Source organism: Microcoleus sp. BROC3 (assembly GCF_036702515.1).
Taxonomy (GTDB): Bacteria; Cyanobacteriota; Cyanobacteriia; order Cyanobacteriales; family Microcoleaceae; genus Microcoleus.
This window is the reverse complement of record NZ_JAUBTQ010000066.1, coordinates 10821-29354: the sequence shown is the minus strand read 5'-3', so window position 1 is coordinate 29354 and position 18534 is coordinate 10821. Positions and strand designations below refer to the sequence as shown.

Genomic DNA, 18534 nt, shown 5'->3' with positions numbered 1-18534 from the left:
CATGGAAATTAGTTTCTACCCATTCCCCCCCAGATGTCAAGCCGGATTTTGTTAAGAAAGATGTGAGTAAGGCATAGCTTATTAAGGGGGATTTAGGGGGATCGAGACTTGACTACAAGCAAGATTTATTATGGGTTTAAATATTAAGTTGACACCAATAATCCCAATTCCCTAATCTAAAATCTAAAATCCCAAATCTAAAATCGAATTATGGATATTGTTGAAAGCGTCAAAATGGCCGTCACAACTTTGATGGCAAACAAGCTTCGCAGCACCTTGACGATGTTAGGAATTATCATCGGCAATGCTTCGGTAATTTCTATGATCGGTATCGGCGAAGGAGCTCAAACATTTATCGAGGGACAAGTTAACTCTCTGGGTTCAAACTTGCTATTTATTATTCCCGGCAGTCCTGAAGCGCAAACCCGCCCGGTGATTCCGCCCCAGACTTTAGTAGTGGAAGATGCAGAGGCGATCGCATCTCAAGTTGCTTCTGTCCAAGAAGTCGCACCAACTCTAAATGACAGTCAACTCGTTACTTACCGCAATAAAAATGTCTCATCTTCCATTGTCGGAACTACCCCAGAATTTCTGACAGTCAGAAGCTTTGATGTTGGTCAAGGTCGATTTTTAAGCAAATTAGATTTAGAAAGACAAGAAAATGTGGTTGCTTTAGGATCGGAAGCAGCCGAACAATTGTTTGGCAATACACAGCCAGTTGGTCAATATATTCGCATCAAAAACTCGACTTTTCAAGTGATTGGTGTCATGCAGGCGAAAGGCTCAAGTTTTGGCGATAATCAAGATATGAATGTTTATTTGCCGCTGACAACAATGGCAAATCGAATTGTTGGTCGCTCGTCTCCCTACGGTACAAAAGTAACATTTATTTCGGTGGCCATCAAAGATGAAACTATGATGCAAGCCGCACAATTTCAAATAGAAAATCTGCTGAGGTTGCGTCACAAAATTACTAAGGAGGATGATTTTACTGTCCGAAATCAGAAAGAGTTAATGAAAACTTTGGGCAGCATTACTGGCGGTTTGACGTTGATGTTGGCTTTCGTGGCGGCAATTTCGCTGTTTGTGGGCGGCATCGGGATTATGAATATCATGCTGGTTTCTGTTACCGAACGCACGAAGGAAATAGGATTGAGAAAGGCGATCGGAGCATCTCAGCAGGATATCCTGATTCAGTTTATGATAGAGTCTGTGATTTTGTCAGCGGCAGGTGGGGCGATCGGCACTGGATTCGGTATCGGCGGCGTGCTTTTAGTAGCTGCTTTTACTCCCCTGCAAGCTAGCGTTTCCCCAGTGGCGATCGCACTTGCAGTCGGTGTTTCCGGCAGCATCGGCTTATTCTTCGGCATCGTACCCGCCAAACAAGCTGCTAAACTAGACCCGATTGTGGCATTGAGAAGTGCTTAATTAGTTTGTTGAGGGTTGACGGTTGGCTGTTGACTGTTCACGGTTGACTGTTGACTGTTAGAAAAATAACTCATAACTCATAACTAATAATTCATAACTAATAACTCATAAGAAAGTATGAATTTTATTGAAAGCGTCAAAATGGCTGGTCAAACGCTACTAGCCAACAAAACTCGCAGCAGTTTAACCATGATTGGCATGATTGTGGGCAATGCCTCAGTAATTGCAATGATTGGAATTGGACAAGGAGCTCAAAAATTTGTAGCAGCAGAACTTCAATCCCTCGGTACAAACATATTAATCGTGAGGCCGGGAGTACCGAACGCTAGGCGAAGTGCCACCTCAAGTACGCCTCAAACTCTCGTACTGCCAGACGCTAAAGCGATCGCAACTCAAGTTCCCTCCGTTCAAGGCGTGTCAGCAGAACTTAACAGTTCAGAGATTGTTCGCTACAGCAACAAAAATGTTTCGGCTCTAATTTTCGGCACAATTCCAGAATTTCTCACTGTCCGAAACTTTGAAATGGCTAAAGGGCGATATTTGACGGATCTCGATGTCAGACAAAGCAATCAAGTTGTAGTTCTCGGTTCAGAATTGGCTGAGAAACTGTTTGGCAATGCTAACCCCCTCGGGAAACAAGTGCGGATCAAAAATGTCAGTATGGAAATAATTGGAGTATTGGCGCCCAAAGGGACATCTTTTGGTACGAATTACGATAACTCGGCCACTGTGCCGATCGCCACAATGGCCAATCGTATAGTCGGGCGCAAATCTCCCTATGGTTTAGCTGTCACGTCGATATTTATTTCAATTAAAGATGAATTGCAAATGGACGCAGCGCAATTTCAGGTAGAAAACCTGCTGAGATTGCGGCACAAAGTTACCACCGAAGATGATTTTAATGTCAGAAATCAAAAAGATTTAATGGCAAGAATGGGGGCAATTTCCGGCGCTTTGACTCTTATGTTAACTGCTGTTGCCAGCATTTCCCTATTAGTCGGCGGCATTGGGATTATGAACATTATGCTTGCCTCCGTCAGCGAACGCACCCAAGAAATAGGACTCAGAAAGGCGATCGGCGCATCCCAACAAGATATCTTGTTTCAATTTATTGTCGAAGCTGTAATTTTATCCGCTGCCGGAGGGATAGTCGGTACTTGCGTAGGTATCGGCGGTATCTTGCTTGTAGGTAATTTCACGCCCTTGCAAGCTGGAATCTCACCCGTGGCGATCGCCCTTGCTGTCAGCGTATCCGGTGCAGTAGGCCTCTTCTTCGGCGTCGTCCCCGCCCGCCAAGCGGCCAAACTCGACCCGATCGCAGCTTTGAGGAGTGCTTAATAAATATATACTTACTCCGTTACACAATCCGCGCGTTTTATGCTGGTAAAAAGTATCTTGCTCTAAATATAAAAAAAAACTGTTTTTTTGTGAAAAATTAGCAACATTGCAGTATCTGAGTCAGTTTTAATGTCTGTATATTTACGCATATTCAAAGCGCAAAACTTCATAAAAAGCCCGTTAAATATTAAATAAAGCTTGGTTGTGGCGTTTACTTCTCAACCAGAAAGTTTAATATTATTAAATAAGGGGTAAACACACATAAGCATCTACAGATGGTACGAACCTTTGCGCTTTAATCAAAATATCCAATAAATAAACATGGCATCCCTCACCTCTAGTCCTAAATTTGACTATCTTGAAGGAACCACCCAACCAGACAGATTTAACGGATTGGATGGCAACGACATAATTTATGCCAACAGCGGAGACGACTATCTCGAAGGCGAGGTAGGTAAAGACAAAATCTGCGGCGACCAAGGCAACGATACGATTGTTGGTGGTGCAGACGACGACATCCTCTGGGGGGGCAAAGGCAGCGACCTAATTAGTGGCGATTCCGGCAACGATCTCATCTATGCGGGCGCAGGTAGCGATACCGTGAGCGCCGGCACAGGCGATGATATCTTTGCCATTGCTAAAGGCAGCGGTGGCCCAACTGTAGCTGCCGCCGACTACATCGCCGACTTCGGCAACGGCTATGACAAAATTCGATTGCTAGACGGCCTCAGCTTTGAAGATTTAAACATCCAGCAAGGCACCGGCACCAACAGCAACAGCACCGTAATTCAAGACAAACTCACGGGCGAGTATTTAGCAGTATTGGCGGGAGTCAACAGCAACACAATCAACCGCGACCAATTCACAAATCAGCTATCGGGAAACCCTGTCGTTGAGTGGAATGGAGTCATGCTGAATGCAGTGCGAACAGCCAGTACCGCGCCTCCCCTCGCCTCCCGCAACATGGCAATGGTTCACGCAGCCATTTACGATGCTGTTAACTCGATAAGCAAAAAATACAGCCCTTACCAGGTCAACATAGATGCACCAGCAGGCACATCAGCAGAAGCAGCCACCGCCGCGGCCGCCCACCGCGTCTTAGTCACCGTCTACCCAGCGCAAGCAGCCACATTCAACGAAGCATACGCATCGTCTTTAGCTAAAATTACCGACGGCAAAGCCAAACAAGACGGGATTGCCCTCGGACAGCAAGTTGCCGACCAAATTATCAGTTCGCGGAGTACAGACGGCATCACGAAAGTAGTGCAGTACACCCCCAAAACCGACCCCGGCAGTTGGGTGCCGACTCCCCCCGCTTTGGCCTCCGCCCTCGCGCCACAGTGGGCCGAAGTTACTCCCTTTGCGATGACTAGCGGTTCTCAGTTCCGCCCGTCGGGTCCGCCCGCCCTTGACAGCGCCAAGTACGCAGAGGAAGTTAACTACATCAAAGAAATCGGCAAAAGTGACAGCCTCACCCGGACTCCCGACCAAACAGCCATTGCCAAATTCTGGGCCAACGGCGCTGGGACGTTTACGCCTCCGGGCCACTGGAACCAAATCGCCGAAGAAACAGCGACTCTCACCGGCCAATCCTTAGAAGATAGCGCCCGCTTGTTCGCCCTGCTAAATTTTGCCCTCGCCGATGCAGCTATTAGCTGCTGGGATGCCAAGTATGAGTACAACTTGTGGCGGCCGGTGACAGCTATTCGCCAAGCAGACACAGACAACAATCCGAACACGACAGCCGACCCCCTATGGACTCCGCTGATAACTACTCCGCCGTTCCCTGAGTACACGTCGGGCCACAGTACCTTTAGCGGTGCAGCAGATGCAGTTATGACCTCTGTATTGGGTTCAGATTTTGGCTTTGCAGATAGGGGAGACAGGACTGTCAACACTTTGCGAACCTTTGAAAACTTCAGCGAAGCGGCCGACGAATCGGGCATGAGTCGCCTTTACGGAGGCATTCATTTCATGAGTGCTAACGTAAATGGTTTAAGTGTGGGTAGAAATGTGGGGAACTATGTTGTCGAGAATTTCTTAGTCTAAGAAACTAGGACTTGGAGATACAGCAGATTCCACGTTTATGAAGCTGTAGGGAGACGGCACTGCCGTCTCCCTACCTACAAACAAGTTTTTACCTTTTTCTTTCCGTTTATTCCAGCAGTTCTACAGTGCCGAGATACCCATCTACTCGGATTTTTTGACCGTCTCGCAAGCGTGTTGTAGCTTCAGAAATATTCATAACTGCGGGAATTTTGTACTCGCGAGCGATTATTGCTCCGTGAGATAGTTGGCCGCCAACTTCGGCGATAATTGCTGTTGCTCCTAATAGCAGCGGTGCCCAACCTGCATCGGTGTAAGGAACTACTGCGATCGCATTTTCTCCTAAATCCGTGCTGGCGGTGCGGCAAATCTTGACAAAGCCTTCGACACGACCAATACTTGCTGGAATTCCCTGGATGATATTAGTTTCAGATGTTGCCAGTTCGATCGCCCTTGTCTGAGAATTTGGCAGCAAATTGCCGTAGACAACAGGGGGAATCGGGCGATCGCGATCGGCTAGCAGGCGATCGCGCCTTTGGCTAATTGTATCATGAAAAGAAACACTCGCGCCGCTGCGAATCCACTGCTGAATTTCGCCAAATTCCAGATAAAAAATATCCCCGCTTTCCTGAAACACCTGCATTGCCAATCCGCAAGCTTCAATCTCCAAAAAAGTCCAGCGCAGGTGAGCCAACAACCGCGCGTAAATTTCGCTAATTTCGTTTTTGACGATCGCTCTTGCCTGACATTTATCTAGTCGCCACTTCTGCCCAAAAGTCAAGCCTAATTTCCGCTTTTCGACTAAATTAGTTTCCGCTTTTTGAGCCATAGTTATTAGCAGTTTTTGGTAAATTTCCGGCTGTTCTCGCCAAGTAGGAACAGCAATATCCGTTCCCACCTCGCTCAAATATCCGTAAACATCAAGCCACTTTTCAAAGTCTGCTTGTAAAGCCGGAGTTTCCGCAAATGTCTGTGCTAAATTTGCGACTGAAACAGTTTCGTCATGCTGCGAAACAGCAGCTTGCCGCAATTTATGAGCCAACTGCTGCAAAGCTCGCACAGAAGCAATTTCAGGAGCGCTGTCATTGTCGAGCCATTCATCTGAAACGCGAAAAATTGCCTTGCGAATAGCAAGCCCGATCGGCCCTAATATATTGTAGTAAGTAATCGGTTTCAGCCACTCCTGAATTTGCTCCGCTCTCTCCAACAATTCCGTTAAATCCGTTGCCGAACTTCCCTCTTTTTTCTCCAGACTTTGGAGTGCGGGGAGGAAAATAGAAGTACGATCGCCCTTAAATTCTGCATTGAGCGCCCTCTCTCGCTGCACCAGACGCCACAAACCTGGCAAAGAAGGCAAAATCTTCCCCAAAGGCGGCTTGCCCATTTTTTGACCTCTGAGCAAAAATTCCAAACCCTGCTCCGGCAATCCCATCATCCGAAAAATTTCGCCCAACAAAGTCGCATTAAAATAGGCGTGAGAACCCAGCAAAGTTGCCGTTTCATTAAAGTTTAAGCCGATCGCGCGATCGCCCAAAACCACCTGAAAAATCTCTCCCCAAACCCCGCAAGTCAGGGGCCGGTTAATCGACCAAGTTAGCGGGCGAATTGCACCGGGAATCACTTCCGCTGCAATAGTGCGCGTCCAAAAAGGCTGCAAATTAGTAATCGGGCGGCTTTGCAAAATCCAAACTTTTTCCCCGTCCCAACTCCACTCTATATCCTGCGGAATTCCGTGAAAAAATGCTTCAATTGCTTGCGCTTGTTTCGCCAATTCTACTATAATCGATTGAGCAATAATTGAATTACTTTGAAGTTCATTTAATTGTTTTTCTAATAATTCCGGTTTACTAAAATCAATTTCTAAGTGAACCGGAGTATATTGTCCGCCGACAACCGCTTCTGCTCCTCCCGGTAAAGCTTCTATAATTACCTGGGAACCACCATCTAAAGGATTGCGACTGAACATGACTCCCGCAAATTGGCTGTCAATATAAGGCTGAATTAATACAGCCATTTGGGTGTCGGGCAATTGTCGCTGTCGCCGGTAAGCCACAGCTTCGGAAGTCCAATAAGACTGGCGACAGCGATTAATTGCATCGAGCAATTCTGCTTCAGTGAAAACAGGGCCAATAGTTTGATATTGTCCGGCGGCAGAACTCGTATCGCCATCTTCTCCCGCGGCAGAAGAACGCACAATCATTCGATTTGGGATGTGGGATTTTAGATTGTGAATGAAAGCATTCGGAATTGACAATTCATCACTATTTCCTCGATGCCCGATGCCCGATGCCCGATGCCCGATGCGCGCTTCTTGTGATAATATCCAACCAGAGGGTACATTAAACCCGGCTCGTTTCAGTTGAGACAATTTAGCGGCTTTATCGCCGCAGATTGCAGCATCTAACGAGTCATCAAGAGAAAACAATTGATCAGATTTAGATAAAGCCATATCATCACCCTGACTGAAATTAATTGCTGCTAACAACAAAGCTAATCCTGCTGCTGCTAAAAATTCGGGCATTGATTGTCGCCACACCCAAACCCAGATTGGGGTACACAGACACCCGCAACGGGAAGCAAATAGTCTCGCCCGATCGCCCTCACCCCACCACCGCTGTGCCAAACCCCACACCACCAGCCCCCAAAGGCCCGATGATACAGCCATCGGCGGCGAAAATACCAAAAGACCCCAAACAGCGTTGGTCACGCCTCCACCTCGGGCGATCGCATATCTGCCCGCAACTAGAGGAATTAACAGGGCGATCGCGATCGCAGGTGCATCCGGGAAGCAAAATCGCCCCGCCAAAACCGGCAAAATACCCCTGGCTATTTCCGCCAACACCGCAGCAATTCCCGCTAATTTCCCCCCGTGAATGAAAGCAGCAGACACGCCCACATTCCCCGTACCCAGGGCCCTCAAATCTCGGCGGCTAAACACTCGCACCGCCCATCCCGTTAGCGGTAAAGCACCCAAGCTGAAACTAGCAGCCAACAGCAATGCTATTGTCCCCAACGGCATAAAACCAGCTCTCCTATTTTCAAGCTCTAAACATTATGACCGCAATTCTGCCAATTTTTCAGCCTTCAGATATATCAACCAAACGTCCTTAGCACTTAAAATAATGTAAAAGTAGAGTAGATAAGGATTTAGCCTAATGATAGATATCAGCTTGACCACTCCCATAGCAGTTGTTGTTGCACCCATCAAGCGAGTAATGATTGAGCTGCTCATGCAGCAGCCAGTGCCGGAATCAAGTGTCAGCTTGACCGCTCCAATAGCAGTTCTTGGTGTTGGCTTTGTTGCCGCAGTTACGATCGGCTCGATCGCCTGGTATAACTCCAAGCGCCCCCCCGGTTGGGAATCCAAAGAACGCCCTGATTTTGTACCCAAAGTTGATAAAGACGATTTGATTGCTGATGTTTCTGAGTCAAAGAAAAAATAGAATAAAGCTGTTTTAGCTCGGAAAAAGCTTTGAGAGGAATAGGAATTACCCTGGCAAATCGATCCGGTAGGGTGCGCCTTGGCGCGCCTTACGCTATGTAGAAAGGCTTTGAGTGAATAGTTTTAATTGACCGAAAGCACTAATGTCAATAAAGGGAGCGCTCATCCCACGATCGATCGCTTTCTTTACATTGATGCAATATATCATTAGATAGATTTAATCATAAAAATTTAGAAGTTGACTACAGCTTTGGAGTTCTCTGGAAATTAAACCTCTTTTGGGGGGCTGCGTTTGAGATATCTCACCACCTCTTCGTAAATTTGACTGCTAAGGCGATCGCCCCGCCAACCATTTTCCCGTTTCCTGTCATCAGTTTATTGTTTTGACGTATTTGCGATCGCTCTAAACCAATGGGGCTGCTTGAGGCTGTGACTCTGTTGCTACGCCTAATTCCGTCCGCTTCAAAACCAGCAGCGTAATATCATCAAATACTTTTTGATTGCCGATATGTCGCCGTAAATCGTCAATCACCGCTTGCTTAATTTCTTGTGCCGACAAATGCCAATTTTGGCTAATGACTTCACACATCGGCTCAACGCCATATTGTTTTTTGTGAATGTCTTTTGCTTCGGTAATACCATCGGTATATAGCACTATCCCATCTCCTAGCTGTAGCTCAATTGAAATCTGACTGATGAACTCAGCAATCTCATCGTGGAGGGCGATGGGGAAGCCTAAATCCATCGTGTCGATACGTTCAACCTGTCCACCGTTTCGCACAATGATTGTTTCTTCATGCTGACCGCTAATGCTGACGAGTCCTTGGGAGTAATTTAAAATCGCTAGGGTGAGGCTTTTGTGAGATTTCATGCGCTCCACGTTTTTGTAAAGGGTGCGGTTGAGCGCATCTAAGAACCGAACCGGATTAGTTTCGCGGATTTCCTTGAGGGTGCGAACGGCGGTTTGCGCCATCAGCATCAAGATACCGCTTTCAAGTCCATGTCCAGTGACATCGCCGATGCCCAGAGTGACAACGCCATCGGTGTTTAAGACATCATAGTAGTCGCCGCCGACTTCATCGGCAGCATCCATATATCCGGCAATATCGAGTCCGTCGATTTCCAGTTCATCAGCATTGGGCAGAATCATTTGCTGCATCTGACGCACGATATCCAATTCCGCACCCATGCGAAGATTGTCTTCCTTGAGTCTCTCGTTTAGGGTATCTAACTTTTGCGCGGATTCCGCCAGTTCCTCTATGGCTTGTTCGAGTCGATCGGATTGTACCAAGATCGATTTATCAAAAACATCAAGCAACTGCCTCAAAGTCGCTACCTGGGATCTAAGCTGCGCTATATCCTGCTCAGTGTTTTTTGTGAATATTTGCTTAGAGACTGTAGCAGATCCATCTTTTTTTTGGGCGAAGACAGATCCTCGATCGAAGGGCAGCAGTGCTGTCTTTACGTTCAGCGCCAGAGTGCTGAACATCTGAACCGTGCTAATAGGAATCTGGACTTTCAAGAACAGGATAATTGCAAACATATTGCCTGAAGGTAATAGACCACCCAACCCCAATACAGACTTGATTCCAAAGGGAATAACAAAGGAGTCCTGGGCGGGAATATAGGGGCTGCCAATCGCTTCAGGTACATAGAAGACGTTGTATTTCCTCTGCTCGATTTCTACCAAAAGATTCGGGTCAGGGTTGATAACTGTTTTTATATCTAAGCCGAGCTGTCTGATGAGTTGTGAGATCATCGGCATCTGATCGACTACAGATTCGCTTGCCAGCGGAATAGCCTTATGTGCAACGGATGTGTGTCTTGAGTTCCATTCCGTTTGTTCTCCTACTGTTGCCAGTGCAGTCATGCACTTCATGGTAGGCCAAGGGGGATAGTCGCCCAACATACTACGGGCATACTCGGCAAGTTCGACTTCTAAGTCTTCATAAGGGTGAGTTTTGAATAAACGGACTAGGGCGCAGGATTTTTCACCAGTTGGTTTAGTACAGAAATTTTCGTAAAGATACCTAACAATTCTGTTACTCGCCTCTTCCATACTTTCAACCCCCAAGCCGAACTGGCGTAGAGCCAACCCGCATTCCGCCATGTCCCTTAAAGTGAATCTCGTCAAGTCGTACATCGGACTTCACTCTAGTAATTGTCATCGCTGCATTTTATACAGAAATTAGCAGTCGCGCTCGTATTTGCCTTGAGCGTAGCCCTCTAAGTAAAATTCTTCATTGATAGCTGGCTGGCTGCCGTCGTATCCCGCTTGCATTCCTAAAGCCATCAGCCAGCCCCGCATATAGGCGATGTTGACTGGATATGCTGGAAATTTGCGATCGTCTCCATCTGAAAATCCTATGTGCCAGTCGTCGTAACTTAAATCGGGTTTTTTATTGGGATAAATATTCCAAGAGGTCAAATAACCAGCCATGGTTTTTAGATTTTAGATTCTGGATGTTGGACAAGCTCGCGCACCAATTCTTTAAATAGCAGCTTGACCGCTTTGGCCGCCACGCGCGATCGCACCAGCCGCACCGGCCGCCCGCTGAGTTTTTCCGCGTCCATCACTTCCCCGAGCCGATCGCCGATGTCGTTAGCCATGCGGCAGCGCGTAATCTCAAGTCTAGTGAAAACCCACTGCCACAAGGCTTTGCGGCACAAATCACTGCCGCCCACCACTTTCGATTTTTGCAAATCGCCGCTGCTTTCCTGGGATGGCGCGTATCCTAAAGCTTTGCAAAATCTCCGAAGCGATAAATGCCGCTTTGTCGGTTTGCCCGATCGCCGACCGGTGCGAATTTTAATCTCGGGCTTGCCATCGGGGGCAAGGTAATTTTCGATCGGAAAGATTTGGGAAAGCAGCAGCGCCTCGACTCTGCGGCCGAAACCGAAACGGGCAAAAACTCGGCGGTACGGTAAAAACTGCGGCTCGGCGACTAATTTAGAGAGTTCAAATTCGATCGCCATTTCTTCCCGCTGCAAGTCGCAGATGCGGGCGGCGTGGCGTCGCACTTCGTCGGTGATTCCCAATCCGATCGACCGCTCGTAGAGCAAATCGTACTTTACAGACTGCCGCTGGCTGCAAAGCCAAGCCCAAAGCAGCGGCACTTTTTCCCCAGACCGCAGCGATTTAATCAGCGCCGCTTCTGGGAACTGCCAGGCTAAATCTTGCCGCGCCCTATTTATGATGGGGCTTTGGACGCGGTTGAGGTGAGCTAGCCTCAAGACTAAGCGGCGGATTTCTACAATCGTGCGATCGCGCATTTGAACAAACCGGCGCGGATTGGATTGATAGTCCCAGCCGTAAATTGCCAGCGCCAGCGCGTCCGCGTCATCGTCTTTATCGGGCAATCCCAAGTGATGCTCGCGGAACGAGCGCAATTCCTTGTGACCGACCAGCCGCACTTCTACCCCGGCGCGGGCAAGTTGGGTTCCCCACAGGGTTTGGTAGTTAACGCCCGTGGGTTCCATTATTGCGATCGTGCTGGCCAAATTTTCCGATCCAATTAGTGCGAGCAATTCATTGATTCCGTGCGCTGTAGCGGCAAATTTGTAAAAACTGTAGCGGTAGTAAAATTCCTTTGGCTCATCAACTTTCTCTGAAATCAGGCAAGCGGAAACTGAGGCTTTGCTGATGTCTAGCCCTAAAATTTGTGTCATTCAATTTTTGTAGGTGAGGTTTCCAAATCCCGCACGCAGCGCTTATGAATCACCCAAAGGCCACAATGAGCCTAATTCACTCTTAAAGCTTCTAAGTGCGCGAGATGTTGCAATTAATTAGGCTGCGACCGAGCTTATGAAGTCCGAAAAGCCATTACAGCTTGGTTCCTTATGAAAGCCCTAAATCGCAGTTATTTTAATTGGCGGTCGGGTTGGAATCGATCCGCGACTCCCCCTTAATAATGGGGAGTTTCGGCCGCTGATTCCGGCGCGGCGCTCGTCAGGCGGTTGTTGCGATCGAATTGGTTGCTACCAGGGCGATGTAGGCGTAGAGGTAGTCAATGTTTTGCATTAAAATCGTTGCAAATTCATCTGTTGAGTAAAGATTTAGCAGGTAGTTTGCAGCGTTGACGTATTTACTCAGGCATCGGTCAGGGGGTTGCTTCCGCAACAGTCCTCTGGCTTTTGCTTCTCTGATTGTGATAAAAACTTCTTGCGTTTCGGCATCGCTAAAGTTGTCAAATTGCTCTTTTGCCGATTTGATTAACTCGGTGATGTGGTGTTTGTTTTTGGTTGGCATGGTAAATTAATAGATGCGAATAGAGGACAGTTAGCCAAGATAGCTCCTTTTAGCGGTTAAGATTGCAACTTAACCGCTATTTTTTAGTTGTTATCCGATGGATGAAAGCTCGAATAAAATACTAGATTAGTCATGCCTTCTTTGCGCATTTTTAGATACCTTTTCAAGCTTTCAGTAATTTTTTTATCATCCATTTCCCCGGTTATGATTTTTACTCCCTCCGACAACCGCTGCATTAAAAATTCAACGTCGGCGTGGCTTAATTTTTGCAGCGTTTGGAAGGCGACCCCCCCGAAAACTGCCGATTCTAAAATCAACCGCTGTTGGTCGGCGGGTAAGTCTGTTAAGTCAAATGGTGCTGGCTGTTCTACATCCAATCCCATCAGCGAATCGCGAGCTTCTTCGCAGGACGCTAGATGGTTGTCTAGCATTCCTGCTAGCTCATCTAGTTCGCGGGCGTTACCTTGGCATTTGAGGATTAAATCGGCGAGCTGGCAGTCGATCGCGATTGTCTCTGCTGTAATTTCGCCGCGAGCGGGGGGATACTTTGCAGCCTCGTTTGTTTCGTTTATTTCGTTTGTCATTCTTTTAAAAACTAGGATGAGTCGGACGCTTTGTCCGATCTAATTGGTGATTTGATAGCTTTTTGAGGGCAAGTTGATAGCTTTTTACTCCCAAAACCTGCTACGCGCTTTGGCTTAGACTGGCGGGCGAATGCTTCGGCCCGATCGCAAATTTCGACTTGTTCGGCCGTCAGTACGTCGGGTTCTCCCTCGGTTTCCTCTGTGTCAAGCGGTTCGCCGTCTGTTGGAACTGCGACGCTGTTGATGAGTTGCTCTAAATACTGGGAGACTGAAAGCCCCGCTTCAAGCGCTTTCTTTTGCAGAGTCTCAAAGGCTTTGCCGCCGATTTTTACTTGCTTGGCTCGCTCTTGGGGTTCTTTGTCGTCGATCGCCTCGGCAATTGCCGCGGCTGTTATCCGCTCGGGCGGTTGACTGTCGAGCACTGCCTGCCACTTCGTTTCTAGCTCGCGGTTTCCTGCGGCGTCGGGTTTGGTGAATTTAACCAGCGGCAGCGCTTGCGATACGGAAGTAGGGAGGATTTTAAACCCGGTTTTTGCAAGTTCCAGGCAAACTTCGGCCGCTTCTATGATGCGCTTGCAGTAGATAGGCGAGCGACCGAGGGCGAGCTTGCAGTATTCGGCAAAGTCTTTAAATTGCCGTTTGTACAAGCGGTTGCGGCGTATGACAGCAAGCATGACGCCCTGTCTTACATAGTCCACAAATGACAGTTTAATCTCGCGGGTTAAGTCGGCTAAGTCGTTGTAAGGAACGGCGGCAAAGGTTTCTTCTGCAAAGTCCAAGAGCGGTTGAAGCTCCGATCGCGTCGGTTGCCAGTTATCTAAAAAGTCAGCAGTGATATCCATTTTTGTAAAGTTTGGTTTGAGAGGAAGCGATCGCCTACGCCTTGAAAGACGATCGCACTTTTGAAGAATGGGAAGAAAAAATTGCCTAATTACAAGCTTCACGCAAGCAGTGATTTACATAGCATCACCTCCCGGGGGAGCTCGCCCGCTTAAAACTGTCGCGCTGCGGGCGAACTTCTTAACGCTGTTTGCCCGATCGTACTTGCCGGCAGTCACAGGCGGAAAGCTGGGCGGTTTGGGCTTGGGCAACCGAGCAAATATCCCTGTGTCAGGCGGTTCGTCGCTGTCGGTTCGTCGCTGCGGGCGATCGCGCCAAGCGTCAAATGTGGGGATGGAAAAGTTGCAGCTGGAACTTTCTCGCATGGATGAAGCTTTTATCGGCGAATTTGGGGCTTCTGGCTCGTACCACTCCTGAGGACACGGTGCCCACTCGCACATCGAATCGTTAGATACAGTAAGGGTTTCGGTGTTTTTAGCATCCCAGAGAGCCATCGCCTCGCGGAACGCATCGAGGGATTTAAAATCGTCGGGGTCTGGCGGCTCGTCGGACCGTTCCACATCAAAATCAAGCAAGCTAAGTTGCCCGGAAGCGTCGGATTGGAAGTGAAAAATTTCAGGCTGCGGCGGGGAATAGCGAGCCAAAAACTCAGCGGATAAAGTGCAGCCTGTCAAGATCGGATTTAGATCAGGAATCTGATCGGATTCAGTTTGCCCGATCGCACTTTCCGTCACTTCTTCATCAGCGGGGGAGTCGGGGATGATGTGCGCTGCGCTCTTGAATAGTTCCAAAAGTTGATGAGCGGTTGAAGTTTTGCGAGTGACACCGGGGGAATTTTTGGTCGCAGGGGCGATCGCGCTTTGGCTCGTTCTTGACTCATTTTCCAGTCGGTCGCGGCCGTTGTCGCCTCGGTTCGGCGGGCTATCGGCTTCGGTGTAATTTTTGAAATCTTCATCAGTGTTCACCACCCAGCCGAGAGCGAAGCCTTCAGAGTCCACCAGAGGAGGATTTATGCAGGAATCAGAATCTTTCCAAAGCGACAAAAGAACCTCGATCCAATCCTGCGGGTTTTCAGATTCCGAAAATGCGTTGCGTTCGGCTGCAAATTTTTTGAGTTGAGGGAATGGCAAGGTGCGAAGCCATCCACTGTACCCCAGTGCATTTTCTGGCTCTCGAACAAGTTTGTAAGTGTAGGCGGGATAAGGGTTTTTTTTGGGGTGAGGACAATTGACACCGGGGGAATTTTCGACTGTTTGTGCGATCGGCTTGGCGGCCGGTTTGGGATAAACGATGCGGCCGAACTTGGATTCGATCGGCTCCTGGACTTGAGGTTCGATAAAACTTTGAAAATAGCTTTCAATCTCAGCATCGTGAGTCTGCCGAAATTCCTCCACGTCGAAGGCGTTGGGGGTAGTTTCAGTTACTGGTTCGAGCGGCTCCTGGGCTTCTTCGACTTCCGCCGCGGGGGAAGCTTCCAGCAGTTGCATCAGCGGGGGATTGATGCCGACAATCGCCTCGATCCAGTTTTGGCGGCAGCGTTTGTCGCCCTCCGGGAGCACGTTGAGCTGGTGGCCTATTTCCTTCAATTCCTTGAGACTTTTCTGTTTCAGTTCGTCGAGCGTGTAGTGCATAAGGGGAAAGGGTGGGATTTACCCACCCGCCAACATTAGGGGTATGCAGTGCGATCTTGTCTCATATGAGACTTTGGTATATCATAGAGTCTCATATGAGAATATGTCAACGTCTCATATGAGAATTTGGTAATCTCTTAAGGAAGGCGTTATGAACACTCAAGAGTATGGTCAAAGTCAAGAAGGCAAAGGAATTGGAGTACGGGGAAGTGAAGGTCAACAAGATGTTCGGCCTTACACCTACGGGAGCGCGGCTCTTTCGGGAGTTAGCGGAGGGATTGGGAGTGAGCTCCTCACAGTTGATCGAGAAGATAGCGCGCCGGGAGCTGGAAATTTCCACCCCTTTGGGGGAGTTCTCGACCAACTCATAGATGACACTCGCAAACAGTTGGTCAAGTCGAATGAGTGCATCGTCTGGTATCGAGAGGAGGTCAAGGAGTATGAAGAGAAGCTCAAGAATTTAGTAAAGCTCAAGGAATTACAGGAAGAACAGTACCAAGAGATGCGGCGTCAGCAAGAGATGCTGCTACAGCAACAGCAGGTAATGCAGCAGCAGTTAATGCAGCAGCAGCAGTTAATACAGCAGCAACAAAAAACAGAGTCATCCACCACTAACGGCGGGGAAAACCTCGCAGAATAATCGCAACAGAAGCCAGCGCCTGTGTCGGGTGCTGGTTTTGCGTTACTAATGACTAATAACTAATAACTAAAGGGCGATCGCTAACTCATGGAACAGGAAGTCACATTTAAGAAATTTGTCGGGGAGATGGCAGCGATCGGTCGCGAACCGTCAGTGATTATCGACATACCCAAAGCGACAGTATTCTCAATAATCTCTACAATCCAACTAGCTTCCCGCCACCCTGGAGCGAGGGCTTCGGCGACAGCAAGGGAGGCGATCGAGGTAGCCCGACAGTGGCAAGTATTGATGTTTCCAGTCGAACAATTTCCCGTAGCGGCCCAATTGCTGGAAGATGGCTGGAACAAAGAGCTTGACTACTAAGGAATTGACCCTTGCTATGACCTTTAATGCGCTACTAATGACTAATAACCGATAACTAATGACTAAAGGACGATCGCACTTATGAACAAAGGCGAATTAGTAGATGCAATTGTGGAAAAGGCTAGCGTGACGAAAAAACAGGCAGACACTGTTTTGAGTGCCGCTCTGGAAGCAATCATGGAAGCTGTCTCTGATGGCGACAAAGTAACGCTGGTAGGTTTCGGCTCGTTTGAGTCGCGGGAACGCAAGGCCCGCGAGGGTCGCAATCCCAAAACTGGCGACAAGATGGAAATCCCGGCAACTGTAGTTCCTGCATTTTCAGCAGGCAAGCAGTTCAAGGATGCTGTTTGTCAGTAAGTAAAACAGTAAGACAGTAAGACAATTTGCCGATCGGTCGTGAAGGGCGATCGTACTAACAATGAGGAAAAAACATGAGTATTAAAGTTGGATCAAAGGTGCAGAGCGTAGATAGCAGATTAGGCCTGATGGCAGACGGCGACACGACAATAGTTGGAACTGTAAGATCTATTCTTCCACGTGGGGGAGGTATGGCAGAAGTTTACTGGCCGACTACTCAGGAGATAACTTACGAGTACGGAAACAGTCTCTATTTAGTAGCAGGTCCCCTCCCAAGTGATTAAGGAAGCGTTAGCGGCGGCCAGTAAGACTGTAAGACACGTAAGACAATTTGCCGATCGGTCGTGAAGGGCGATCGGCTGTAGACAACCACTAGACAGTAAATAGACATGGAAAATTTTGACGTAGATGAAATTTCACGCGAGCTAGAAAGCCTTAAGAATCTGCAAATTTATTTTGATGGCCACGAGGCGAACGCTCTTATCCTAGCGGTGCAAGCGTTGCACCGCTCTAGTTTGAACTGCGAGGAATTAGCCCCGCTGCTGTGTTGTGCTAAAATTGCCGCCCTCAAACTGCAAAGGTTATTTGTGCACTGCCCTACTACTTTTGCGGCTATCGAGCACGGCTGGCAGTTGAGCAGCGGCGAAAACATTCCCCCCGGAGAATTTTAACCTATGAAAATTGAACAAAATCCCGAATCCGGCGAGGTTCATATCAAATTCGAAAATGATGAAGAAGAGTACAACATCGAACAACATCTTGCTGCGCTGATGGAGTTTGTTACCAAACAGGCGATCGAGATTCACAGACTGAGAAAGAGCTACAGAAAAATTGTCGGGCGATTGGATTCGTTGGAAATAAGAAATTTATGACACTAACAACAGAAGAAGCAGTGGCTCTACTGGGCGGAGCTAGAAAAGAACTCCCAGACTCTCTTCCCCAAACCCCAGAGGAGATATTAGAAGCAATGAAGATTGCGTCACACAACTACTATCGCGAAGCGGTCTGCACAAACTGCCACACATTTATCGAATTCATCGGCCTGATTAACGAATACATCAAGATCTGCGAAAGAAATTTTAAGCAGCGGGGAGTCGATTTTACAACAACCAGCGCTCACTGTCCTGGTGAACCGAGACTCCAGATAGAGGAGTGGGAATTGGAATACATCAATGAGAAACTGCGCTGCATATTTCCTAATTTGCAACTTGTGGTAGAAGAAACCTTAGACAGCCGAACAGGTGGAGACAGAGATGATTGTCGCTAATCAACTTTCACTCTTTGACGCTTCGGTCGCGGTGGAGACGATCTACAAAATTGGCGATCGGGTGAAGCTGCGGAAAAAACCGATGGCCGCCTCATATCTCAAGAAAGGCGATGTTATCGAAATTGTGGCCATCCATCCGAGGGACGGCAGTATCAAATTCTGGAATGAACGGAGCGAGCGTTGGGAATTCGTCTATCCCGAAGAAGTAGCCCGCGTTGTTGATTCTGTATCACCAGCCTCTACACTTGCTGATACAGAATACATTGCCGAGGTTGCTGATACAGAATACATTGCCGAGGTTGCTGATACAGAATACATTGCCGAGGTTGCTGATACAGAATACATTGCC

At 48.1% G+C, this 18534-nt stretch carries 18 protein-coding genes and 1 pseudogene; 11 read left to right on the top strand and 8 right to left on the bottom strand.

What is annotated here, in order from left to right; genetic code table 11:
• Nucleotides 1-210: 210 nt before the first annotated feature.
• From QUB30_RS28800 to QUB30_RS28790, 3 genes are all read left to right on the top strand, one after another.
• Entirely contained in the window at nucleotides 211-1428 is a 1218-nt protein-coding gene (locus QUB30_RS28800; RefSeq protein WP_333340904.1) for an ABC transporter permease, read from the top strand.
• 117 nt (nucleotides 1429-1545) lie between these two features.
• Nucleotides 1546-2766: an ABC transporter permease gene (locus QUB30_RS28795; RefSeq protein WP_333340902.1), complete on the top strand. Its 1221-nt coding sequence runs from the start codon at nucleotides 1546-1548 to the stop codon at nucleotides 2764-2766.
• 321 nt (nucleotides 2767-3087) lie between these two features.
• A complete protein-coding gene (locus QUB30_RS28790; protein WP_333340899.1) occupies nucleotides 3088-4815 on the top strand; it encodes a phosphatase PAP2 family protein in 1728 nt (575 codons plus the stop codon).
• A 106-nt stretch (nucleotides 4816-4921) separates the two neighbouring features.
• Here the strand turns inward: QUB30_RS28790 and QUB30_RS28785 are convergent, their stop codons facing one another.
• On the bottom strand, nucleotides 4922-7831 hold the full coding sequence (locus QUB30_RS28785) for a glycerol-3-phosphate acyltransferase (RefSeq protein ID WP_333340896.1): 2910 nt from the start codon (nucleotides 7829-7831) through the stop codon (nucleotides 4922-4924).
• Between the two features lie 211 nt (nucleotides 7832-8042).
• On the opposite strand from QUB30_RS28785, the gene psb35 reads away from it, so the two are divergent.
• Nucleotides 8043-8255: a photosystem II assembly protein Psb35 gene (psb35, locus tag QUB30_RS28780; RefSeq protein WP_333035758.1), complete on the top strand. Its 213-nt coding sequence runs from the start codon at nucleotides 8043-8045 to the stop codon at nucleotides 8253-8255.
• A gap of 402 nt (nucleotides 8256-8657) precedes the next feature.
• On the opposite strand, the gene QUB30_RS28775 is transcribed toward psb35, so the two are convergent.
• From QUB30_RS28775 to QUB30_RS28745, 7 genes are all read right to left on the bottom strand, one after another.
• Nucleotides 8658-10397, bottom strand: a complete 1740-nt coding sequence (locus QUB30_RS28775; RefSeq protein WP_333340893.1) for a SpoIIE family protein phosphatase — start codon at nucleotides 10395-10397, stop codon at nucleotides 8658-8660.
• A gap of 45 nt (nucleotides 10398-10442) precedes the next feature.
• On the bottom strand, nucleotides 10443-10694 hold the full coding sequence (locus tag QUB30_RS28770) for a hypothetical protein (RefSeq protein ID WP_333340890.1): 252 nt from the start codon (nucleotides 10692-10694) through the stop codon (nucleotides 10443-10445).
• 5 nt (nucleotides 10695-10699) lie between these two features.
• Nucleotides 10700-11923: an IS110 family transposase gene (locus QUB30_RS28765; RefSeq protein ID WP_333340887.1), complete on the bottom strand. Its 1224-nt coding sequence runs from the start codon at nucleotides 11921-11923 to the stop codon at nucleotides 10700-10702.
• 280 nt (nucleotides 11924-12203) lie between these two features.
• Nucleotides 12204-12503 (bottom strand): hypothetical protein, encoded by a 300-nt coding sequence (locus QUB30_RS28760; protein WP_333340885.1) that lies wholly within the window; start codon nucleotides 12501-12503, stop codon nucleotides 12204-12206.
• Nucleotides 12504-12586: 83 nt separating this feature from the next.
• Nucleotides 12587-13087 (bottom strand): hypothetical protein, encoded by a 501-nt coding sequence (locus tag QUB30_RS28755; RefSeq protein WP_333340882.1) that lies wholly within the window; start codon nucleotides 13085-13087, stop codon nucleotides 12587-12589.
• Between the two features lie 11 nt (nucleotides 13088-13098).
• Nucleotides 13099-13929 (bottom strand): hypothetical protein, encoded by an 831-nt coding sequence (locus QUB30_RS28750; protein ID WP_333340880.1) that lies wholly within the window; start codon nucleotides 13927-13929, stop codon nucleotides 13099-13101.
• A 114-nt stretch (nucleotides 13930-14043) separates the two neighbouring features.
• Nucleotides 14044-15558: a hypothetical protein gene (locus QUB30_RS28745; RefSeq protein WP_333340877.1), complete on the bottom strand. Its 1515-nt coding sequence runs from the start codon at nucleotides 15556-15558 to the stop codon at nucleotides 14044-14046.
• Between the two features lie 151 nt (nucleotides 15559-15709).
• Between QUB30_RS28745 and QUB30_RS28740 the strand changes: the two genes are divergently transcribed.
• The 7 genes and pseudogenes from QUB30_RS28740 to QUB30_RS28710 all read left to right on the top strand — a co-directional run.
• Nucleotides 15710-16198 carry a hypothetical protein gene (locus QUB30_RS28740; RefSeq protein WP_333340874.1) on the top strand — a complete coding sequence of 163 codons (489 nt, stop codon included), beginning with the start codon at nucleotides 15710-15712 and terminating at the stop codon, nucleotides 16196-16198.
• A gap of 87 nt (nucleotides 16199-16285) precedes the next feature.
• Nucleotides 16286-16561: a hypothetical protein gene (locus QUB30_RS28735; RefSeq protein ID WP_333340871.1), complete on the top strand. Its 276-nt coding sequence runs from the start codon at nucleotides 16286-16288 to the stop codon at nucleotides 16559-16561.
• A gap of 81 nt (nucleotides 16562-16642) precedes the next feature.
• On the top strand, nucleotides 16643-16918 hold the full coding sequence (locus QUB30_RS28730; RefSeq protein WP_333340869.1) for an HU family DNA-binding protein: 276 nt from the start codon (nucleotides 16643-16645) through the stop codon (nucleotides 16916-16918).
• 389 nt (nucleotides 16919-17307) lie between these two features.
• Nucleotides 17308-17589: a hypothetical protein gene (locus QUB30_RS28725; RefSeq protein WP_333340866.1), complete on the top strand. Its 282-nt coding sequence runs from the start codon at nucleotides 17308-17310 to the stop codon at nucleotides 17587-17589.
• A gap of 3 nt (nucleotides 17590-17592) precedes the next feature.
• Nucleotides 17593-17790, top strand: a complete 198-nt coding sequence (locus QUB30_RS28720) for a hypothetical protein (protein ID WP_333340864.1) — start codon at nucleotides 17593-17595, stop codon at nucleotides 17788-17790.
• Nucleotides 17787-18185, top strand: a complete 399-nt coding sequence (locus QUB30_RS28715; RefSeq protein WP_333340861.1) for a hypothetical protein — start codon at nucleotides 17787-17789, stop codon at nucleotides 18183-18185. Before QUB30_RS28720 ends, QUB30_RS28715 begins: the two co-directional genes overlap by 4 nt.
• Nucleotides 18172-18534: pseudogene (locus QUB30_RS28710) on the top strand (hypothetical protein); the annotation flags it as partial. The gene QUB30_RS28715 and the pseudogene QUB30_RS28710, both read left to right, overlap by 14 nt.